Raw genomic sequence first — 21086 nt, 5'->3', positions numbered from 1 at the left:
AATTGTATAATCTAGGCGAAATTTTGTGAAGCAAATATATAATCTATAAGGAGAAAATTCAAATGATACACACACTGAGAGATCAGAGACTGATTGAACACCGACAGCCTCAGGTAGTTTGCGAACCTGGTCACGTTGGCGTATCCCAGTCCCACGTTTACGCTCTCCTCAGGGTAGGTGAAGTTGCCGTAAACAGGGTAGGTCGGGATTCCAGGGGATGGTACGTTGAAGAAGTTGCTCCCATGGGTGAAGTACACCTCCCCGGGAGGAACGCTTGAGTTCTCCAGAACTCCCTCCACTGCCCACAGGTTCATTCCAGGAGAACTCGAGGTCCATCCATTGTACCAGTTCTCCCCAACGTTATCCAGTCCCAAGACTGGAACCCTCTCCCACGTTCCGTTAACCCTCACCTCCACTTCCTCAACTGTTACGGGATTGGAGAGGAATGAACTCACGTTCTCGTACCCGGCCCTTGCGTTGGTAAGGACCTCAAATCCCAGGTCATACCCGCTGTTGGCCACCATGGTGGTGGTGTTCCACGTTCCCAAGATTCCGGGCTCAATTGCGGGCGATCCGTTCACCAGGAACTCCCACGTTGTCCCGTAGGCCCACTCCATGGTGAAATTATAGACCTCCCCGGGTATCAGAACGTAATTTGCCCTGCTGAAGTAGTTTCCGAATATGTTGGAGAAGATCCCGAAGCCCGAGTAGCAGGTAACGGTGAAGGAAGGAGCAGAATCAATGCCCTGCCAGTTGTTGAACCCGGTCTGGGCCCACCAGTACCTTCCGCCGGCAAAGAAACCCTCGCCGACCCAGATGGATAGCGGTACTGGATAGGTGTAGTTAGGGGCCTTCACCAGGAAGGCCAACCCCGTGTTGTTCTGGGGTATGTCCATGGGCAGGAAGTTCTCCGCAAACTGGGGAGGGACGGTTATGAGCGAGGCCGTGAAGTTATCAATGTAGTAGGACCAGAGGTTGAAGGAAGCGTAACCCGTGGAGTGACCCACGTTTTTGATCACGAGGGTGGGTCCTTGACCTCCGTACTGGAAGTTGACGTATCCAAAGGAGGACGTTGGTCCCAGCGACACGGTGGAGAAGGGAGTTCCCTGGATCTCACGGGAGTAGATCACCTGGGAGCCAAGGTAGACCACGAAGCTGATCGTTGAGTTCATGGCCCCCATGCTTAGCGCCTCCGGACCGTACGACGGGGTGAGATTGTTGAAGGTGACCGTCTGGCCCGGCCTCAGGGCGAAGTAGGGCTGGTAATGCTCTGAATAGGCTGAGGGGTGGAAGGAAACCCTCACAACGGAGAGGGAGTTGAGCGAGACGACCCCCACAGACTGATTGGCAACGTAACTCCAGTTGGTGGAAACCACAACATACACATACTTCCCCGGGGGAAGGGAGATGGTCATGCTCGGGGAGGAGGAGAAGCAGGTCTTCAAGGGATCCTCAGATCCATTGGGTAAGAGCGAGAGGATCCTGACCAGCCATTCCTGATTGGGAGGAAGTCCAGTCTCCTGAACCTGAAGGACTGGATCACTGGAGTTGAGTGGTTGGGAGGGGAGGGATGAGTTCAGCGAGACCTGAAAAAGGATCAACATCATGAGGATAAGGGAAATGACCCTCATTGAGAGATATCACCTAAACTAATTTTAAACATTTCGGATCTCTCACAACTATTTCAGGGGTGATGAAGGCCCTGTTGGGAGGTTCATTACAGGTCAGGAATGGCCAGCGGAAGGTGACACGATGGAAGATCATACCTGAGATGATCCGTTCACATGGGGTGGGATCTCTCAACCGTCCTCACGCGTTCAATGAGGGTGACTTCCGCGCATTCAATTCTATATGATCACATACCAAGAATAAAATTTTAGTGAGGAAAGTTTTTAATCAATACGTTAGACTCTGGAATATGGGCATCTCTCCGGCCCGGAGATACCGTGACTACTTCGCGGTTAGCTCAGTCCTCACAACGTTGATGTACGTCCTCCTCTTCAGGGTGGGAATGGGCAGGTACCCTGATTCATTGGCCTTAATGCTCAGGGGCGAGCCCCTCAGCTCCCCTGTTCCCCTTATCCTCTCACTGGCGGTGTTCTCTCCAGCGCTTCTGGTCCTGAGCGGTAAGCCCTTCAATCGCGTGCTCCCCGCTCTGCTCTACGCGGTGTGCCTGACCCTTACCCCACTCCTTGGCTTACCCCACCCCTTCATCCTGATCCTCTACGTTATGGTGAGGTACAGGGTTCCCCTCCTGGGAATCCTTCCCCTTCTCTACCTGGCGTACCTGGTTTACAGGATTATAAGGGGGTTACCTCTGGAGTGGGCCAGATTCTTCGTGATTTATCAGGGGAGAAAGCCCCTGAACCCCTCCCCGCTCATCCCCTTTCTCCTCACCTATCCCTTCCTCTCATTTCTGGGAGAAACCCTGGCTTACCTGATTGGTTCCTCTCCCGACACCTCAGGTTCATCTCCCCTTTACGCCACCGTAAGGTACTCCCTCATCTACTCATGTGCGCTCTTAGCTCTCATCCTGATCTCCTTCATCCTGTCCTATGATGCCATGAGCCTCTCCACGAGATGGGGTTACACACCCAGGGATGTCAGGGTGAGAGGTCTTCATTACGACGTTGTGGTTGAGGGTAATCGCATGATTATTGACGCCGACTCCTGCGTTTACCTTCCTTCCTACACGCTGAAAAGAGTGGAGGAGTTGACGCGCGGGATTCACCTGGTGGAGTACCAGGGCCATTCCCTGGACGAAGTTCATGACCTGAGACTGAAGAGGGTGATCCTCTACAAGCTTGCCCTGAAGCTGAGGAGGATGGAGGGGATGGGATATTTCGCCCCACGTATCACCCCCGACATGGTTTATCTGGACAGGTCCGTCTCCACCCTGGAAGACGCAGTTCACGCGGACGTAAGGCTAGATCCCAGGCTCATCTCCAGTTCAGGAAGTGACGTGGAATTCATATGCAGGGAGGCCAGGTTAACTTGCGGGAAACTGGATGAGGTCATTGAGAGGCTGAGATCCTTTGATGAGGTGAGGGCGGATCACCTAGATCTGTGGAGGGGAGAGCAAGTTTACCCCAGGGTGTGGAGCTCAACCCTGGAAGGAAAGAGGGTGCTCGTGACGGAAATGGATGAGGAATACTTCCTCAGGCGGAATTCCCTGAACGTGGTGATGCAGGGTGAGGGTCTCCTGGTCACAGAGTATGCACAGCCCCTCAACTCCGTGGACCCCAGGCTGAGGTTCGTGCTCTACCTCAGGTTACTCAAGTTCCTGAAGGAGCTCCACGCCAAGAGAATCTCTGCCCCTCTCCTGGAGGAGTACGGGGTTTACCTGGACCGGGAGATGAAGACTAAGGAAGACGCCCTCAACGCAGAGTTTCTCCTCCATCCCCTCTCCCTTTCGTGGGGTAAGGATGAGTCTGACCTGCGCCAGGTATGCGCAAGACTTAACGAAATCCTCAGGATTGATTGTTCCCTTGCCGAGAGGGTGAAGCCTCCGGAGTACCGTATCCTGGGTTTCAGGGGGCCCTTCATAGAGATAGATTACGGGGGCAGGAGGGCATTGCTCACGTACTTTGAGGTGAGGCCCGTTACCCTGGAGTTACCCCACCTTGTTGAGACCCTGGATCTTTACGTCTCCGACCACGGCATGATGGTGACGGAAGACATACCCTGGCTAAGGGTGGAGGACGACAGGGCAAAACTCCTGCTTTACCTGAGGTTGGCCAGAACCCTGGAGGAACTGCACTCCTCAGGGTATGTGGCGCCTTTCCTGTTTGAGTACGGGCTCTTCTCCCGGGATCAAATTCGGAGTCCCGAGGATGTCCTGAACGTGGAAATTAAGTTCCATCCTCTGGCCCTGGTGAAGGGTAGCGCCAGGATGGGAAACGTCATTGCGGATGAGGACTACGACAGGGAACAGATCTGCAGGAGGATAGTCAGGGTGCTTAAGACCTTCAGGGAGTGCGGGGATATGGGCGAGATAGTCAGGAGGCTCAGTGAGATCGCTGGGGTGGTAAATGAGCCCCTCCGCACGAGGGGAGATCCCAAAGCCTCTTGAAACGTGGTGGAGTCCGCGTCGATCTCTGCATGTTGAATCGGGATGTTCCCATTCCATCGCGTTTGCGAACCGGCAGTAAAGACCCCGACGTAAGGACATGGCAACCTCAGGCCTCCTGGGCTTGATCCATTACCACGTTGCTGTAAAAAGCCTGCATTATGGCGACACCGCGATCCCCAACCCGAGAACGAGAACGTTGTTCCCCAGTTGGTGTAAGTTTTACACGGTGCTCTCTGAGCAGATCCAACGCCATAGTAAGATCAATCATTACTGGTTAGGGAGACCCCAGTCTCGTGGGTGAATAGGGCCAGTGTCATGTTTTAGAAGAAAATTTTAGTCAGTGGAGTGTCTCAAGTGACTTCCTCCTCTCTCTCTCTTTCAATTTGACATCTCGCTTAAACCCTGGGGTGTTTGACAGTAACTTCACGCGTTAAGAAAATTTTACATATCCTGCTTGATAGTGAAGTGACAAGAGCTTATAAGGGAATTGTCAGTAGAAAATCGAGACTGAGGATTTAAACAAATTAAATCCCTGGTGGTTTTACTCCAGCTGGGAGAGCAAGGACAGGAACATGACTGAGTGGGAATCGAGCAGTTCAGGTGGTTCCCCAGGTGGACCCAGCTGATATCCCTCACCCCCCTAAGCCTGAACTTCGTTTACGATTCGCGACAGGTGGGCAAGACAACTGGAATTAAGATCCTGATAAGGACTCTCCTGGACAGGAACGTTGATCCGGAGAGCGTCATCTACCTTGACCTGGATTACGTGGTTTCCCTTCAGGAGTTCAGGAGAATCCTTGAGGATATCCTGGGAAGAAAGAGTGATACCCTGTACATCTTCCTGGATGAGGTGAGTTCCGTGGAGGAGTAGTGGATAATTCTGAAGTTCTTCATAGACCAGGGCGAACTAAGGAACGACGTGATAACAGTGTCAGGTTCGTCCATTCTTGGAGTGTCCAAGTCCCCGGAGAGGTTCCCGGGGAGGAAGGGAAACGGAAGGGAGATGGTGGTGTTACCCCTTTCCTTCCCGGAATTCGCGGGGGTTAAGAGCCACGCGAGGAGGGACCTGCTTTACGATTCCGCAGTGCTCTCAAGGGTCTTTAGCGGGTACATGAGGCATGGTGGATTCCCCAGGTCCATCAACTCCAACCCCGACGCCAGCGAAGCTCTGATGGACGGTGTGGTGTCGGAGATTCACAAACACAGGAGAAATCCGGGAACGGTGCAGGATATCCTCCACTCCCTGCTGGGAAAGATTCCCTCCGCGCTGTCCCACAATTCCATCGCCAGTGATATAGGGATCTCCCACAATACCGTGGCAGAGTACCTGGACTTCCTATCGGATCTCCTGGTAATAGGGATAGCCTACTGGAAAGGAGAGAGGGTGGACAGAAAGAAGGAGAAGAAGGTTTTCTTCAGGGATCCCTTCCTCCTGAACGTCATCTCGTCCTGGGTGGGTCAGAACTACGGGGAGAGCGCACTTCTTGAGAACGTGGTGCAGGAACACCTGTACAGAAAGTAGGGAGGTATATTACTTCAAGAACAGGGTGGAGATAGACGTTGTGGCTGGGGAGTACAGGATTGAGATAAAGAGAGCGAGGGCACACAGGGGGTACCCCCGGGACGTGATGGTTCTCGGGGAGGAGGACGTACCCGGTTTTCTCCTTGAGTTGGATCAGCAGGATGCGGGTTCCTGAGGCGTTCAGCGGTGAGCAGGGGAACACGTTTTAACGTAAGGTTCCGGTGAATGACTTCCCCCCGGAGCTACCTCGTACTGTTGTGTATTTAAGGAGCCTTTAACATGAAATATACAAAAAACTAGACTAGGCCCCCGGAATCCAGTTGTAGATGTAGGCAAGTTTAGCAGGAAGGCAATGATACCTGCGCGTAGTCGAGTTCGGCAGTGTTTTAGATTTTAACGCGTCAGTACTTTTGATTAATTTTTATCCTCTAACACGGATACCTTTCGGAGAGAACTGGGTTAAAACTTACACACAGTACTAGTGAGATATTCTTCATGAAAGTTCGTGCCGAAATGAAAATCGTTCATGGCTCAGCAACACTACAGACCTTAAAAGGAAAATATAATTGCGAGATTATTGGGACAGAACTGAAAGACTTTTAGATAAAATGAGCTTGAAGGGATTTTCAGGAAAGCACTACACGAACTTCCTTAAAGAGTATCTTACTACGTAAAAATTTAGAGTTACTACACCAGTAGTTTGTGTAAGTTTTCACACACCCTCCGAAAGTGTGCCCTTGATACAAATTTTTCAAAACTGGTGACGAATAGTCTCTTCCCATTGTCCTCTAAGGGGGACCCGTAAATAAAAAGAAAAACCACTTAACCGAAATTCTCAGAATCGCAGATCTTTCATTCAACATATTTAATCCCCTCATCATTCAAGTTCCTATGGTAATTGAAGTGGACAGGAAGCAGGTGGCCGAGGAGGTCCGGGAGGAAAGCGTGGCCACAGTTTCCGGCCTACCTCTCGTGGGGAAGACCACACTGCTGAGGGAAGTGAAGGGAGATAAGGAACTGGTGGAGCTACCCAGGGAGTTCAGCTCCGTGGAGGAAATCAGGAAGGTGAGGGAGGAGGTGGCCCAGAGGAGGAAGAGGGGAAAGGTTGTGGTGGAGGGAAGGAGTTACATCATCGCCCTCCTTCTGGGAAAGGCTAAGCTGGGAGAGCCCTCACTGGACAATCTGCTCTACGGGAACATGCTCACCAACTACTCATGGGACGCCATGAAGATCGAGGGAATGGAGTCGCTAAACGAAGAATCCCTACTTAAGGTAATAGAGTACTCATATCTCAGCACCAGGCGACACGGGACCTTCATTCCTCCCCTCGTGAAGGAGGGAATTTCCCTTCTGAAGGAAGGTAAACTGGACGAGATACTTCCGGCGGTTCAGCGCCTGAAGCAACTGTACGCGAATCCTCCCAGGGCAAAGGGTGAGGCTGGTGTTACGGAAATAGTGGGTTCAGTGTTTTCTCCCGGGGAAATGAGATGGGTATGGGATAGGTTGAGCGATAACTGGAAGGAGCTAATCTACTACCTTCTAGATGCGTATCTGGGTCTCCTTCCCGGCAGAGCTAGGGAAATCGTCAAGGAATACATCAATGCGGAACCCAGGAGGCCGTCCCTCAATCTACTTGATCTGAACTTTCCCTCCAGCCTTCTGGATAAAGTGGAGCGGAACGCAACACAGCTCATTTACGGGGATCTGGTTATTCACGGTATGCCGGGAGTAGGTAAGACGGAATTTGCGGGTCATGTGGCGAGGTACCTCACCACGAGGGAAAGCTCCTTCGTCCTCACCGGGCCGGAGAGGGTGGAGGAGGTCAGAGCTCAAGGCAAGATTCCCCTGATCCTGGTGGATTATCACGATACCTCTTTCCATTCCCTCAGGGAGCTCTGGGATAGGGCCCAACTCAACGCCAGGAAGATCTACGTTCTCACCCACGAACTCACGCGCGTCATGCAAAGGGTAATGGGAGATGGAGTCACGTATTTTAACTATGACTTACTGATCACGCCAGAAAGGCTCAATAACGTTCTCAAGTATGACTGGAGTGGCCTGCTTTTCAATGTGGTTTTCCGGGGAGACGAGAACCTCGCGAGAAAGTATCAGCCACTGGTGGCCATGGCGGGAAAGTACGGAGGTCCTCTTCCCCCGAGGTTCGCCGAGATGGTTCTGAAGGTTAACGGTGTGGAGAACCAGGACCGGGAGGTGGTTCAGTACTTTACATCTGCCAGGATATTACCTACGAGCGAGGGTAGCGTCAAGTACAGGGATCCCTTTGACGACTACCTGAAGGAGTTTGTGGACAAGGTGAGAAGGGAAGGGCTGGCAAGACAGTTCATGACCGCATATGCCCTCTTCAGCCTGAGAGGACTGGAGGAGTTCAGGGGGTTACTCAGATATGTGGATTTCCCCAGTGAGCTTGCGGACTACCTCGGGTCACCCTCCCGTTTGCCCAGGGTTTCGGGGCTCCTTCTCTCCAGGGCAATTCCCCAGCTGGTTGATCTCTATCCTGAGAACTGTGAACTGATTCCCGACCTCTTCGAGTGGAAAGATGATGAGGACGTCAAGGAACTCGAGAAGATAGTTGAGGATCCCGTGGGCACGCTGGAGGCACTGGTGGGCACGCTGGTTCACTCCACCCAACTGCCCTGCCTGAGGAAGGCCTTCGAGTACGCCACTTTCCTGGTTTTCAGGGGTGCAAAGGGGATATTCAACCCGCTCAAGGACATAATGTTCAGGAGAATCATGGAAACGAGGGATGACTACCTGGTGCTTCTTTATTCCTACATGTCGATGATAAAGGACAGCGTAGATCACCTGGATGAGTTGGCGCAAATCTCACCCAGAGCCAGGAGTTACACCCTGCTGGCGGACCTGGGAAAGGATGATAAATCTCCCCTGGGAATCCTGATGGGATGTCTGGGCATGGCATTCGGCCTGGAGAAGTTCGCAGTGGGAGTCCTCAAGGACTTTAGTTACGCGAAGGATTTTATGGATGCTGTGAACGAGTTCCAGAGAAGGGTCAACCTATTGAAATCCTCCATCAAGAGGGTGGACAGGGAGAGCCTAAACATGATTAGCAGGGTGTTTTCGCTTCACCCTGACAGTGTGGTGCAGGAAATGGAACTGGTGCTGGATGATTTGAAGTATGTGATGGCCTTCATCCTGTTCAGGGACTCATACGGGAGGGATCTGAGGGATACCCTGAGGGACATTCTGAATCTGAGCTCCGGGTTCTGCAATCACGTGTTCAGGAACAGGAAAGATGCGGAAAGCCACAAGCTCCTGGGCTGTTACCAGTTCAAGCTGGCCAGGGCCCTTCTCATGGGAAACAAATACGAATACAGGAACGTTGTGGAGGACATTCTGGAAATCTCTAACCGGGATGATGAAATCCTTGGCACTGCAGGGTATATAGCTTCGCTTGCCCTGGGTAAACCCGCTAGGAAGGGGAAGGTCACCATACTGAGGAACTCCATTCTCATGGATGTGGCAGAGGCCCTTGCGGGTAACGCTGAGAAACTCGAGGAGATAAGGGAGACAGTGAAGTTGATGGGGGAGGATGCTCTCCTGCACGATCCTATCATGTCGGAGGTGGTAATTTCGGTCAGGATGATGAACGGTGAGGATCCCACCCCTGTAGCAAGGAAGGCCGACGAGAACGTGGGCATTTTCGCTAGCAGGGTGATTCACCAGAACCTCAATGATAGGACAAGGTATCTCGCGTCCCTCATTCTCCTGGTACATTGAGGCTTACTCTGGTTTATCACAGGCCATTTCCCGTTAAACTGGGTGAGCTACTTCAAAGCGAGACACGGGATTGGTAGTGTGCGAGTCGCTTTCCAGAACTCGCCTCACGTTGATCAGTTTCCTGTATCACCCACCTCGAGACAGGGAGTTTAAAGCGAGAGAAAGCCTCACGACTTCAAGACTTTCCCGGATACCTCAATGCCAGGAGGAAATTCAATGCCAGTAGTTTTCATTATTTTTTATTCTCTTCACCAATGTGGACTATCTGGTAAGTGACGTCATAGTGTTGCCAAACTTGCATAAATTTGTTTTATGACTTCGTGACTTCGCATTGAAACTCCTTGAACCTTAAAATATGCCAAGATGAGTGCACTATGAGCGACGTCTTAGGCTCTCTTTCAATTTAACATATCGCAGAAAGCTAGAGGTTTTTTACAGTTACTCCACACACTACTCTGTCACTAACACAATTCAAAGGGCATTGGGTAAGAACTTACACAGAGTACCACCTTGGAGGTTACTCTCCATCTCTACCTTATCTGGAGACCTGCCTGTTCGTGACAACCTATCGAAAAACGCGAGATGGAAGTAGCGTCCCGTGTAATCAGGCACCGCTCCCACCACCTTCGCCAGCTTCGCTCCAGTAACGGACCGTGAAAGCTAACGCGTGCTCCTCGTATCCTCCTGCACTACAATGTGGAGCGGACCCCTTCCACAGGCCTTGAAAGTTTAAAACTTCCCACTATTTCATCCTGTAAATGACCTTTGTAATTTCCATGGTTGCGGGTCAGGGGGTAATCTTCGCATCGGATAGCAGGGCCACGAGCGGGGCCGTCTTCGAGGAGGAGAGGAAGATCCTTCCAATCTTCGTCATGGATAAACAGGAGGTGGACCTGGCTGTAGTGGCAGGAGCTGGGAACGCCTCAATCGTGAAGCAATCGTTTCAGATTATCTCGAGGCACTTCACCGGTTATTACCAGAACATGAAGGTAGCACCGGAGGGTGAGGAGCTCGATAGGTTAGTGGACCAGATCCAGGACACTTTAATGACCAGGTTTCAGTACCTGCGACAGAACGGAATCCAGCCGGATGTTTCAATCCTTCTGGGTACCCTGTCGGGTTGCGAGCCCAGGCTCTACTCCTTTGACTCGACGGGACTTTACGAGCCCAGGCATTATGACCCGGGGTATGAAATGATAGGAATTGGGAGGGACACCGGTGGTTTGACCCTGCTCAACCTCCTGGGATACTCCAAGGACAAGAACTGGGACATGGGGCTCCTCACAATGTTCCTCATAGACGTGATCGCCAGGGTGAATCCCTACGTCTCCCCGGTGACGAGCTTCATTGACTCAATGTACCTGAGGTGCGAGAATGGGAGGAGAGTTATGGGCCCTCTCCAGTGGAAGGCCTTTCGCAGGTATAAGAAGAGCGTTGAGAAGAGGATAGAGATAATTAGGACGGTTTGGGAGCTTGGTGAGAGGTTGGGGGATGATAGCGTCCTTGAGGCGCTGAAGAAATTGGCCAAGGAGTAGAAGAAGTGACTAGGCGAAGGGCTCTCAACCTAAGAAGTTAGTTGGGAGAAAGTAACCTCAATGTTCTAAAGAATCAAGTGTAGAAGTCTTTAGTTTCGGATTGGCCAGGTGAGGAGCTAGCTTTAGGGAATTGTTCGGGATCGTGCTCCGTGAAGTAAACTTAGTTTCACTCAAACTGCTTGAATAAGAATAGTATTTCACGGATTTTAACGCAGTGAGATACTCTTCAAGGAAGTTTGTGTTGAAATGAAAATCGTTCATAGATGAGAAATGCCACAGACCTTAAAAGTGAAATATAATTGTGAGACTATTGGGACAGAACTGAAAGACTTTTAGATAAAATAAGCTTAAAGGGATTTTCAGGAAAGTGCTATAAGAACAATAATTTCCTTAAAATTCTTTCAGGTCCATCTAGTGCGTGGAGTATCTGTTTGGTGACGTCATCTGCTCTCTTTCAATTTTGGATCTCGCAGATACCTGAAGGCCTTTGATTACAGTAACTCCATACACTAAAGTTCATCATATCTAAAGGCTTTTCAGTTATCCTATCTTGCAATCAAATTCTTATTTTGTAAGTTTATGGAGTAGCTCATCTATAGTGTCGTCAAACTCGCATAAATTAGTTTTATGGCTTCGTGACTTCGCATCGAATCCCTTGAAGCTAGAAATATGCCGACATGACCACACTCTGAGCTCATACACTGACTGTTTTCACTTCGATACTAACTTTCTTTAGGGGTATCCCACTCCGTTGAAATCCGTAAAGCATCAAAAGAATCTCGGTCTCCCTTCACTTTTACTAGATGAGAGCATCAGGGCTCCGTCTATTTGAAGAGATGAAGATGAGAGAGGAAGTCACTTCTAGCTTGAGGATTGAGGAAGGGATTAGGCTTGGCGGGAAGCAGTTCCTTTCCGTTGGAGAGGATTATCCCAATAGGTGTTTTGTCAAATATAGGGAGGGCTCTCCAATCTTTGGGCTCCTCAGGGAGTAACACATAAACCTTATCGCATATCCCTCCCATCCATTTTAGCCTAGCCCTCGGTTTTGAGGGTAATCCCGTCTCAGGCGAGATAACCCCACCTGTGTCATAATCTATGATGAAGGGATTGATGAGATCAAACATTGCTTCACCGAGAGCCGTGTATAGAGAACCCGTATCTGAGTGGGCCTTCGCTTCGTAACATGTAATTGTTCCATTAGTTATAACCACTAGATCTAGGTCAGGTGACGCGAAGGCGTAAAACCCAGGAAACATTGGGCTCTGCTTTACCCCCTTCAATATCCGCGCCTGTAAATCAATTTGCCTGATATGTTTTATAAAATCGATAATGACTGCCTTCTCATTGCCCATTTTTGTCTTTGTGCTCGAAGCCTGAAACTTCTTCAGGTTCTTTGACGCCTTCACGGATAGGCTCAGGCCTTTAAGAACGGAGGGATCCTGAGCCACATGGTTGAGGAAACCGATGACATCATCGATTATCGTTTTTAGACTAAGGATTAGTACATCATCATTGAAAAGATGTAGACTACCCGAGAGATAAGTATAACCCTTATTACTCTTGAACTTTTTCTTAAGTGGTATATCAGAGATCTTAATACCAAGATGCGCTAAATGGTTCAAATTTACGGAGATGAGTTTATTCTTTTCCATGTATTTGCTGTAGAATTCGTCCTCGGTTATCCCAAGTTGTTGTTTAATAGAGTTCACGTGGATTATGGTGTAAGGTATCCCTTGACTATTTTTGATCTTATCAAGTAGGGCCTCCACCTCTGTGTCCTTAGGTGCCAATGAGGGCATAAATTGACCTACAAAATCTGACGGATAATAGGTGAATCTAAGCATATTAAAGAAGAGGTTTGGTATTATTTAAAGATTGAAGGTCTGTGAAGTAGGTAAAAAGCTTGTTCCTAAGAGATCCTCCTGTTGGTACTAGGTTTAACCAGCTGGATGATTATTCACGCCGTGAAGACCTAGCCACGTTAGATCTTCCATGAGAGAGTGCCCGGAAATGGTGTGTGGAGTATCTGTTAAGCGATGTCTTCGGCTCTCTTTCATCTTCTCATGAACCTTTCAACTTGAGCTTCCAGCTGTCTCCTCTTTTCCAAGCCCCCCGCCTCCTGGCGTCTCTATCACAACTTCATCCCCGGCCTCTAGTACAGTTGAAAACTTACTGGGCATCTCCCTCTTTACTTTACCACTTATGATTGTCACCCTTCCTGGTTTCCCGTTACCTCCTCCCAATAGCCCCCAAGGTGGGACAAGGAACCTCTCGGCCATCACTGAAAGCCTCGTCCTGTCCAGAACCTTGAAGGCCCTAATTATCCCATCGCCTCCCTTGAACCTCCCTCTTCCTCCGCTCCCTTCCCTCACCCTATACGCGGTGAAGAGAAGGGGGTACTGTCTCTCTGCTATCTCGATGGGCGTGTTCAGGGTGTTCGTCATGTTAACCTGCACCGCTGAGACTCCGTCGCGATCCGGTCTCGCCCCTGTACCTCCTCCCACAGTCTCATAGTAGGCCCAGTACCTCCCCCTTAAGCCTCCCATCATGATATTCATCATTGTCCCGGCCCCGGCTGCAGGGACTGGCATTACATGAGACAAGGCCTTGAACGTGACGTCAGCAATCCTCTGTGAGGTTTCCACGTTTCCACCACCTACTGCTGACGGTTTCGTGGGGTTCACAAGGCTTCCAACAGGTGCCCTAACCTTGACCACGCTGTAAAAGCCCTCATTGGTTGGAACGTCCTTTCTAAGGAGAGACCTTATCACGAAGCTTACTGCGGAGAACGTGACCCCGTATACTGCGTTAAAGGGAGACTCAACCTGTGGGTCTGTGCCCGAGAAATCAGCCAAGACTCCCTGATCGCTCACCTCCACCCTCACCCTTATCCTGGTGAGTCTATCAAGTTCCAGGTAATCCTCCTCTTCCCCGGCACCCTTGGGCCATCTCGCCACCTCGGTTAACGTGAGCCTCCTGGCGTACTCCATTGAGCTATTCCACGCCTCCACTACCTGCGTGACGCCATACTTCTCCACGAGTTGCTTAACCCTTGCGATTCCGATCAGGTTCGCCGAGATCTGGGCGTTCAGGTCTCCAAGCGAGGTGTCGGAAACCTTAAAGTTCTCCCTGATTATCCTCACCACGTCATCGTTGAGTTTCCCGTTTCTCATTAACTTGAGAGGGGGAATAACGAAACCTTCCTCGTATAGCGTTGAGGCATAGGGGTTGAGGCTCCCAGGTATGGGACCTCCAACGTCAACATGATGCGCCTTGTTCACCACGTATCCTAGGAGCTTACCCCGAAAGACTGGCGCTATCACCATGACGTCATTGAGGTGGGTCCCAGACACATAGGGATCGTTCACGATCGCCATATCTCCATCCTCAAGTTCAACCTGTTGCAGGAGGTTCTTGACCCCAATACTAAACGATCCCAGGTGAACGGGGATGTGCTCTGCCTGGGCCACAACGTCTCCCCTCTCGTTGACGATTGCACAGCTGTGATCCATCCTCTCCCTTATGTTGGGTGACATCGCGGACCTCTTGAGCATTACCCCCATCTCCTCAGCCACGAACTCGAAGGCCCTGCTTACAATTTCCCAAGAAGTCATGGTCTCACCAGGGTTATGGAGTCGTCAATAGTTGCCTCCCATCCGTCCCTTACCACTGTGGTGGAGCTGAACTCCTCTATGATTGCTGGTCCCTTCACCTTGAACCCCCTCCTCAACTTTTCCCTTGTGTAAACGTTAACCTCTGCCCACTCTTCGTCGAGGAATACCCTCCTCCTCCCCGTTGGCGCGTCTCCTTGACCAAACCTGATTGAGAGGGAAAGGGGCCTCCTTCTCACGGCGAAGACCCTTATGGTCACAATTTCAATCTCCCTGTCCAGCACGAAACCGTAGGTTGAGAGGTGCTTCTCGTCAAAGATCCGCCTGATCTCGCTGGAGTCACTCACTGGGACAGTGAGCTCCCAGCCCTGCCCCTGATACCTCACGTCTGCATACCTGAGGAAGAGGTCAACCTTTCCCCTGAGCCTCTCCGCGAGGCTCCTCTCCAGCTGGGCGAACTCTGCCTCCAGGTCTTGAGGGTAGGATTTCCTTGCCTCGAAGCGCCAGTCCGCCAGTAGGAGGCCCATGGCACTGAATAGTCCAGGGTAAGGGGGTACCTTCACCGTCCTTATCCCCAGCTCCTCGGCGAGGTACAGCGCGTGCTGTGGCCCAGCCCCACCGAAGGCCACCAGGGTGAAACCGGAGGGATCGAGGCCCCTCTCCACGGTGACCAGGCGAATTGCCCTGGCCATCTCCAGGTTGACCAGTTCCAGGGCCTCCTTGCTCACCTCGTGGGGATCTCCGAGGAATGAGAGACCCCTCATGGCCAGTTCCCTGTTCAGTTTCAGCCCTCCCGCCAGGAACTCTCCAACCCTCCCCAGGACCAGGTTGGCGTCCGTAATCGTGGGCTTCTCCCCTCCCCTGCCGTAACACATGGGACCTGGATCCGCCCCCGCGCTCACAGGTCCTACCCTGAGCGCCCCCGCCTCATCCCTCCATATCACAGTCCCTCCCCCTGCGGAAACCTCTGCCAGATCCACGAAGGGGAACCTGATGGGGTAACCGCTACCCTTCACCACCCTTCCATGGTGGACCTCTCCCCCAACCTCATACTCCGTGGTTATCTCAAACCTTCCATCAAGTACCACCCCTGCCTTGGCCGTGGTTCCGCCCATATCGAAGCTGATCACCTGCCCTGGGAAGAGGGAGGCTGAGGCCACCACACCCGACGCGGGACCGGACTCCACAAGCTGGACAGGTCTGGACGTCGCCTCCTCCACGTCCACGAGCCCTCCTGAGCTAGACATTATGTAGAGGTTGGGGATGAACCTGAGCTCCTCCAGGTAGGATGAGATAAATGGCATGAGCACAGCGTTCACGAGGGTGGTTGACGTCCTCTCATACTCCCTGGGCTCCGGGGACACCCGGGAGGAGAGGGAGACATATCTGAAGTGCCTGGAGAGCACCCTTCCCGTCCTCTCCTCGTTATCCGGGTTGAGATAGGAGTGAAGGTAACTCACGGCCACTGACTTCACCCCTTCCTTCCTCAGCCTCTCGGAGATGGCCTCAATTTCCTCCTCCCTAACCTTCCTCAACACGTTACCCTGGGCGTCAACTCTCTCGTCCACCTCAATCCTCAGCTCCCTGGGGACCAGTTGCCTGGGCTTCTGGAAATAGAGGTCGTAGAGCCTTGGCCTGTTCTGCCTCCCTATCTCCACCACGTCCCTGAAACCCTTCGTGGTGAGCAGTGCCGTCCTGGGGAGGTCCAGTTTCTCCTGTCCCAGCAGGGCATTGGTTGCAAGGGTCGTGGCGTGAACCACCTCTGAGGGAGCGCACTCCATGGAGGAGAGGACGTCCCTTATCACCTGGGCCGGTCTGGTGGGATTCGTTAGAGTCTTCACCGTGACTATCTCCCCATCCCTGAGGGTCACGAAGTCCGTGAAGGTTCCGCCAACGTCTATGGCAACCCTGCATTCCATGTGTAAAGTGTGGTGGGCAGGGTTAAGTTTCTTGTTGATCCAGACCGCAAATTCTTGACCTGGATCCGAAATGCTCAAAACTTTGCTGTTAAACATTACGCATGGACCTGGAAAAATGTCCTTAACGAGAGGTTTCTGGATCTCCTCAGGTCAGGGGATCTATATTACGAGCATGAATAGATGGATTACGCGGAGGAGTTATACGATTTTCTCATGTCCTCAGATAGGGTAAATCTCCTTGAATCAGAGGAACCCGTTGTAAGGGAATACGCGTGGAAGATTTTCCTGAGTGTTGCAACAGATGAGGAGATAAGGATGAGAAAGACCGGGTTCCTGGAGTCGCTGGACATGGGGGCAAATCTGTGGTTCAAGGTTAACGAACTCCTGAAGAACAGAATCCTCACTAAACAGGAGATTTTACCCTTTTACGGTCACAGGAATGAATTGGTGAGGTATTATGCCTGGATCCATGTGACGCCCGGCGTAATCACGCAGCGAGACCTGGAACCCTACAGGAGGCGCTTCCTGGAATTGCTCGTCTCCAGCGATATGAGCCTGAGATTGAATGCCTGGGAAGGTTTACTTCGCCTTGATAAAATAAATGTGATGAAAGTCACTGAGGGCTCAAGATACAGGAGAGGGTTTATTGAACTCCTCAGGTCAGACAATGAGAGGACGTTCCTGATCTATGCGGATCTTCTCAGGGGACCTGCCAGAAAGGATTTCCTGGATCTCCTGGGAAGCGATGATCCCATGGTGAGAGCGAACGCGTGGTACTCCCTGGCGAAGGATGAGAGCTACCTGGAACTGGGGATGAGGTGGGTGGGCAAGCTGAGGGAATTGCTCTCTCACCCGGATCACTGGATCAGGATAAAGGCCTGGACGGTTTTCTCGACCCTGGTTATGATGGACCTGGTAACGAGGGAGGAGACGGACATTGGACTGGAGGAGTTACTGGAGGACCCTGACCTGGAGATAAGGATAAGGGCATGGGTAGTGGGAGATCAGGTACTCAAAACCGAGGAGATGATGCCACATGTTAACGCATTGATGGAGGTGATAAGGTCGGGAACTCTAGATTGGATTGACGCCATAGATCTGTTCAATGTCCAGGTACTTGAACCGAGCGATCGCGTGGACATGGTGAGGCGTTACCCTGAGATGCTCAACGAGGCGTTCAGGGAGATATTCTCGGAGTTGGGAGTTGAGGGGATGGAGGAGATCCTAGCCGAGGGGGATGAGAGGATATGGAGAGAGCTAGGTAGGGAAAAGCCGTTTAAGATCAGAAACGAAATGAGGGATTCGAGTTTTCAGGGACTAGTGAGGAAGTTTCTGGCGCATCCTAACCTGAGATTGAGAGCCATGGCCTGGTTCCACTCAGCTAGATATCTTGATGCTAGGGAGAGAACCAGTTTCATCCCGTACTTGAGGGAGATCTTTTCGGGGGATGACGAGGAGGCGAAGATCATGGCCTGGAGGGCAATAGCCAGGAAGGATAATGAGATCAATCCCAGGGAATTTGCGGGATATGTGGAGGTGGTGATGAGACACCTAGATGAGTTGCCTGAGGTGGTTGTGATGTTGCTGAGGGAGGGCTTGTTATCGCCCGTCAAGGTTAAGGGACTGAAACCAGAGGAACTTGTGAAGAGGGCCAGTAAGGAGGATATCATCTTTCTAGGAAAGATGGGTCTTCTCACAGGAGAGGACCTTATGCTGATAGCCAAGGAGACCACAGATCCGGAGCTGGAGATCGCCCTGTGGAATCAGTTTCAGGAGCTGTTTGAGTCCAGACTGGAGGAGAGCCTGAGTTACCTTTTGAGGTTCTGGGAGGAGAACAGGATGGAGATTATGCTGGTTCTCATGAAAATTGCTAGAGGGAAGACGTAGTGGAGCTCACCTCGTAATGGAAGGGGGTGAATAGCCCCGGGAACTGGAGGGGATGAACTCATGGGCAATCTTGATGATGCTAAATCCATCGTGCAATCATAAACGTGGGCGCCATGGGATAGAAAAGAAGTGGAGCTTGAGGAGGATCTTCCCAACCGTCCTTCCCCATGGGGTGCCATCAACGAGGTGCGTTGGACTTAACATCCACGGATGAGAGAGATGCATAGCGGATTGGCTAGGAGGCCCATTCATGAGGGTGAGGGTAGTGTGTGAAGTTACTGTAATCAGAGACCTCTAGGTTTCTGGGAGATGTCAAATTAGAAGAGAAAGGAATACGTCACTTAGCAGACACTCCACACGCTAGGATGATAAGGTTGAACCCAGGGAGCTACCTCACATCGTTGTGTATTTAAGGAGCTTATAACATGAAGTACACAACAAACCGAATTAGACCCACCAATGATTCTTCACTGACCTAGCATCCCATGAAGGAACACCGCCTTCATGTAGAGTTTTCTTGTTGGTACAATTTTGAGGTCACGATGACCTTGTGCAAAGTCATCACAGCACTACTGTGGAAATTTCACCACGACACGGTCCTCAGCCTCCAAGGGCCCTCCTCACCACCGGATCCGTTAACTCATACCTCCCCCTCTCCCTTCTGGTCACGTAGCTCATTTTCTCCAGTCTCTCCAGGAACCTTTTTATCTCGGCATCATACACAATCCTCTTCTCCTTCTCCTCCAGATATCTTTTGATCTCGCTCCACCTGTCATGCCCCAGGGCTATGGCCTCCAGAACCAGGACGTAGTTCCGGGAGAGGTGACCCAGCTCATGAAGCACAGTCTTGCCGGCCACATCGATCACCTCATCCACAAACTCCTTCCTCACCTCCTTAGTCCTTACGCACCTATACCCGAACTCCGTTAACCATCCCACCACCCCATCCAGGCTCTCCACCGCGTAATCTAGGACATCCTGTGACGGGCTGAGGTTCACCTGACTGAATCCCCTCTCCAGGAATTCCCTTGACGCATTGCTATCAAATCTCTCCAGCCTGATCTCCTCAACATGCCTTCCGTACAGGGGAGAGGATGGATCCTCGAGCCTCAGGAAGTCACGCAGGAGGCCTATCTCCGATCCCGTGAGGATAAAGGTGATGTTCCTGCAGTAGTCGTAACAGTGAGCCAGGAGGGATAGCATTTCATTCCCAACCTTTCCCCTCAGGTTCTGCGCCTCATCCAGCGCAATCACCACCTTACCGGATTCATTTACCCTGTCCATGATCTGGGCTAGGGATGGCCTGCTCCTGACGTCCCAGGATAGGGACACGTTCACCCCGAAAAACGACACACCCGAGATATGCTCCAGCAGTGACCTGAGCGGACTCCTCCTGTTTATCTGGGAGAGAACCTCGGAAAAAAGTACGTAGAGGTTCTTGTAGGAGGAGAGCGACATCCTGGTGTCTACCAGTGCATGGGGTAGATCCACCTCGTTGAGAAACACCTTAAGTACCGAGGTCTTGCCAATCCTCCTCACCCCAGTGAGCAGGATTATGGGCCTTCCCACGAGCGCGTGGAGTTCCCTCAACTCCTTCTCCCTGTCGAATAGGTCATCCCTGGTCTCCTTGGCCGTGGGCTCGAAGTAGATAACTAACACCCTGTTAGTATACTAACACCCTGTTAGTTTTAAGCTTGATGACGGAAGGCCCTCAACTCCTTCCCTAATGAGAGCGGGTATAGTGTTTCACGGATTTTAACGCGTGAGATATTCTTCAAGGAAGTTCATGCTGAAATAAGAATCGTTCATAGATGAACAACGCCATAGACCTTAAAAGTGAGAACTTAAGGACTTTTAGATAAAATGGACTTGAAGGGATTTTCAGGAAAGTACTACTAGTGTTAGTTCCATTCTGTCACTTACAGTGACGAGTAAACCTTGTCCCTACATGCATCAATTGGATTTCAGTGAAATATAGTGTAAAATCCCTATCTTCCACTGGTTAACAGGATGGGTATCACCTTCACCCTCAGATACTCCAGTACGTTGTTCTCATGGCTTATCATCATCTCATATGCCTTCTCCGGATCTCTGGCTTTAATGGCATCCAGTATACCCTGATGTTCCCTGAGCTCCTCCACTCTCCTGTCGAAGCTGGTGAAAAGCGTGATCCTCACCACCCTTAATTTCAGCCTGATCTCTCTCAGGTATGAATACAAGAACTGATTTTCAGTGGACATGGCAACCTTATCGTGAAATTGGCCGTTCAGCTCAGCCAGTTTAGAGGGGTCAGGATTTTCCTTATACGTTTCCTCCTTAACGTATCTCAATATCTCCTCCATCTGGGCAATATCCTCCTGTTTCGCCCTGAGAGCTGCCAGCCTACTTGCCGTGAACTCCAAGGGGATTCTAACCTCGTAGAGCCTCTCCACCTCATTTGATGTGATGTATATGACTGCGTAAGATCTGTTCACCTTCTTGACTATACCCTCGGATTCCAAAGTCTTAAGGGCTTCCCTGACTGGCGTTCTGCTCATGTTTAGATCTTTACATAGCTTATCCTCTGTCAGGAGCTGTCCCTGAGCGTATTCGCCCCTTAATATTCTCTTAAGGATTTCCTCGTAAGCAGTTTCTCCTAGACTGTTGGAGAGTGTGTCCATAGTGTCATCATTGAGGTATAAATTCTGGGATCAGCCCTCTCTCCCATAGAACGAGACCTACGGAGTACCTCATCATATCAAAGCTCCTGTTCACTGCCTTGGTTGCCCTCTTGAACCTCACGAG

Annotated in this window: 13 protein-coding genes and 1 pseudogene; 7 read left to right on the top strand and 7 right to left on the bottom strand. The window is 51.1% G+C overall.

Features of this window, described 5'->3' with window-relative positions; genetic code table 11:
• Positions 1 to 11: 11 nt before the first annotated feature.
• A complete protein-coding gene (locus L3N51_RS11790) occupies positions 12 to 1631 on the bottom strand; it encodes a hypothetical protein (RefSeq protein ID WP_238027411.1) in 1620 nt (539 codons plus the stop codon).
• A gap of 287 nt (positions 1632 to 1918) precedes the next feature.
• Here L3N51_RS11790 and L3N51_RS11785 point away from each other — a divergent pair, with 287 nt between their 5' ends.
• The 6 genes from L3N51_RS11785 (at position 1919) to L3N51_RS11760 (ending at position 10885) form a co-directional block, all read left to right on the top strand.
• Positions 1919 to 4072: a hypothetical protein gene (locus L3N51_RS11785; RefSeq protein ID WP_238027410.1), complete on the top strand. Its 2154-nt coding sequence runs from the start codon at positions 1919 to 1921 to the stop codon at positions 4070 to 4072.
• 580 nt (positions 4073 to 4652) lie between these two features.
• On the top strand, positions 4653 to 4943 hold the full coding sequence (locus L3N51_RS12715) for an AAA family ATPase (protein WP_238027409.1): 291 nt from the start codon (positions 4653 to 4655) through the stop codon (positions 4941 to 4943).
• 57 nt (positions 4944 to 5000) lie between these two features.
• The gene (locus L3N51_RS11775) at positions 5001 to 5594 is read left to right on the top strand and encodes a DUF4143 domain-containing protein (RefSeq protein WP_238027408.1); all 594 of its coding nucleotides are present in this window, start codon (positions 5001 to 5003) and stop codon (positions 5592 to 5594) included.
• The gene (locus tag L3N51_RS11770; RefSeq protein WP_238027407.1) at positions 5557 to 5769 is read left to right on the top strand and encodes an ATP-binding protein; all 213 of its coding nucleotides are present in this window, start codon (positions 5557 to 5559) and stop codon (positions 5767 to 5769) included. Before L3N51_RS11775 ends, L3N51_RS11770 begins: the two co-directional genes overlap by 38 nt.
• A gap of 716 nt (positions 5770 to 6485) precedes the next feature.
• Positions 6486 to 9350: an ATP-binding protein gene (locus tag L3N51_RS11765; protein WP_238027406.1), complete on the top strand. Its 2865-nt coding sequence runs from the start codon at positions 6486 to 6488 to the stop codon at positions 9348 to 9350.
• 758 nt (positions 9351 to 10108) lie between these two features.
• Complete coding sequence (locus L3N51_RS11760; protein ID WP_238027405.1) at positions 10109 to 10885, top strand: hypothetical protein; 777 nt, start codon at positions 10109 to 10111, stop codon at positions 10883 to 10885.
• 824 nt (positions 10886 to 11709) lie between these two features.
• On the opposite strand, the gene L3N51_RS11755 is transcribed toward L3N51_RS11760, so the two are convergent.
• From L3N51_RS11755 to L3N51_RS11745, 3 genes are all read right to left on the bottom strand, one after another.
• Positions 11710 to 12729, bottom strand: a complete 1020-nt coding sequence (locus L3N51_RS11755; RefSeq protein WP_238027404.1) for a hypothetical protein — start codon at positions 12727 to 12729, stop codon at positions 11710 to 11712.
• A 228-nt stretch (positions 12730 to 12957) separates the two neighbouring features.
• Positions 12958 to 14499 carry a hydantoinase B/oxoprolinase family protein gene (locus L3N51_RS11750; protein ID WP_238027403.1) on the bottom strand — a complete coding sequence of 514 codons (1542 nt, stop codon included), beginning with the start codon at positions 14497 to 14499 and terminating at the stop codon, positions 12958 to 12960.
• The gene (locus tag L3N51_RS11745) at positions 14496 to 16415 is read right to left on the bottom strand and encodes a hydantoinase/oxoprolinase family protein (RefSeq protein ID WP_238027412.1); all 1920 of its coding nucleotides are present in this window, start codon (positions 16413 to 16415) and stop codon (positions 14496 to 14498) included. Before L3N51_RS11745 ends, L3N51_RS11750 begins: the two co-directional genes overlap by 4 nt.
• A 180-nt stretch (positions 16416 to 16595) precedes the next feature.
• On the opposite strand from L3N51_RS11745, the gene L3N51_RS11740 reads away from it, so the two are divergent.
• Entirely contained in the window at positions 16596 to 18302 is a 1707-nt protein-coding gene (locus tag L3N51_RS11740; RefSeq protein WP_238027402.1) for a HEAT repeat domain-containing protein, read from the top strand.
• A gap of 600 nt (positions 18303 to 18902) precedes the next feature.
• Here L3N51_RS11740 and L3N51_RS11735 read toward each other — a convergent pair.
• The 3 genes and pseudogenes from L3N51_RS11735 to L3N51_RS11725 all read right to left on the bottom strand — a co-directional run.
• Positions 18903 to 19961 (bottom strand): AAA family ATPase, encoded by a 1059-nt coding sequence (locus L3N51_RS11735; protein ID WP_238027401.1) that lies wholly within the window; start codon positions 19959 to 19961, stop codon positions 18903 to 18905.
• A gap of 329 nt (positions 19962 to 20290) precedes the next feature.
• A complete protein-coding gene (locus L3N51_RS11730; protein WP_238027400.1) occupies positions 20291 to 20962 on the bottom strand; it encodes a GntR family transcriptional regulator in 672 nt (223 codons plus the stop codon).
• Positions 20963 to 20969: 7 nt separating this feature from the next.
• Positions 20970 to 21086, bottom strand: a pseudogene (locus tag L3N51_RS11725) (IS1 family transposase); the annotation flags it as partial.

Origin of the sequence: Metallosphaera javensis (ex Hofmann et al. 2022) (assembly GCF_022064045.1) — an archaeon.
Taxonomy (GTDB): domain Archaea; phylum Thermoproteota; class Thermoprotei_A; order Sulfolobales; family Sulfolobaceae; genus Metallosphaera; species Metallosphaera javensis.
This window is presented reverse-complemented; position numbering and strand designations above follow the sequence as displayed.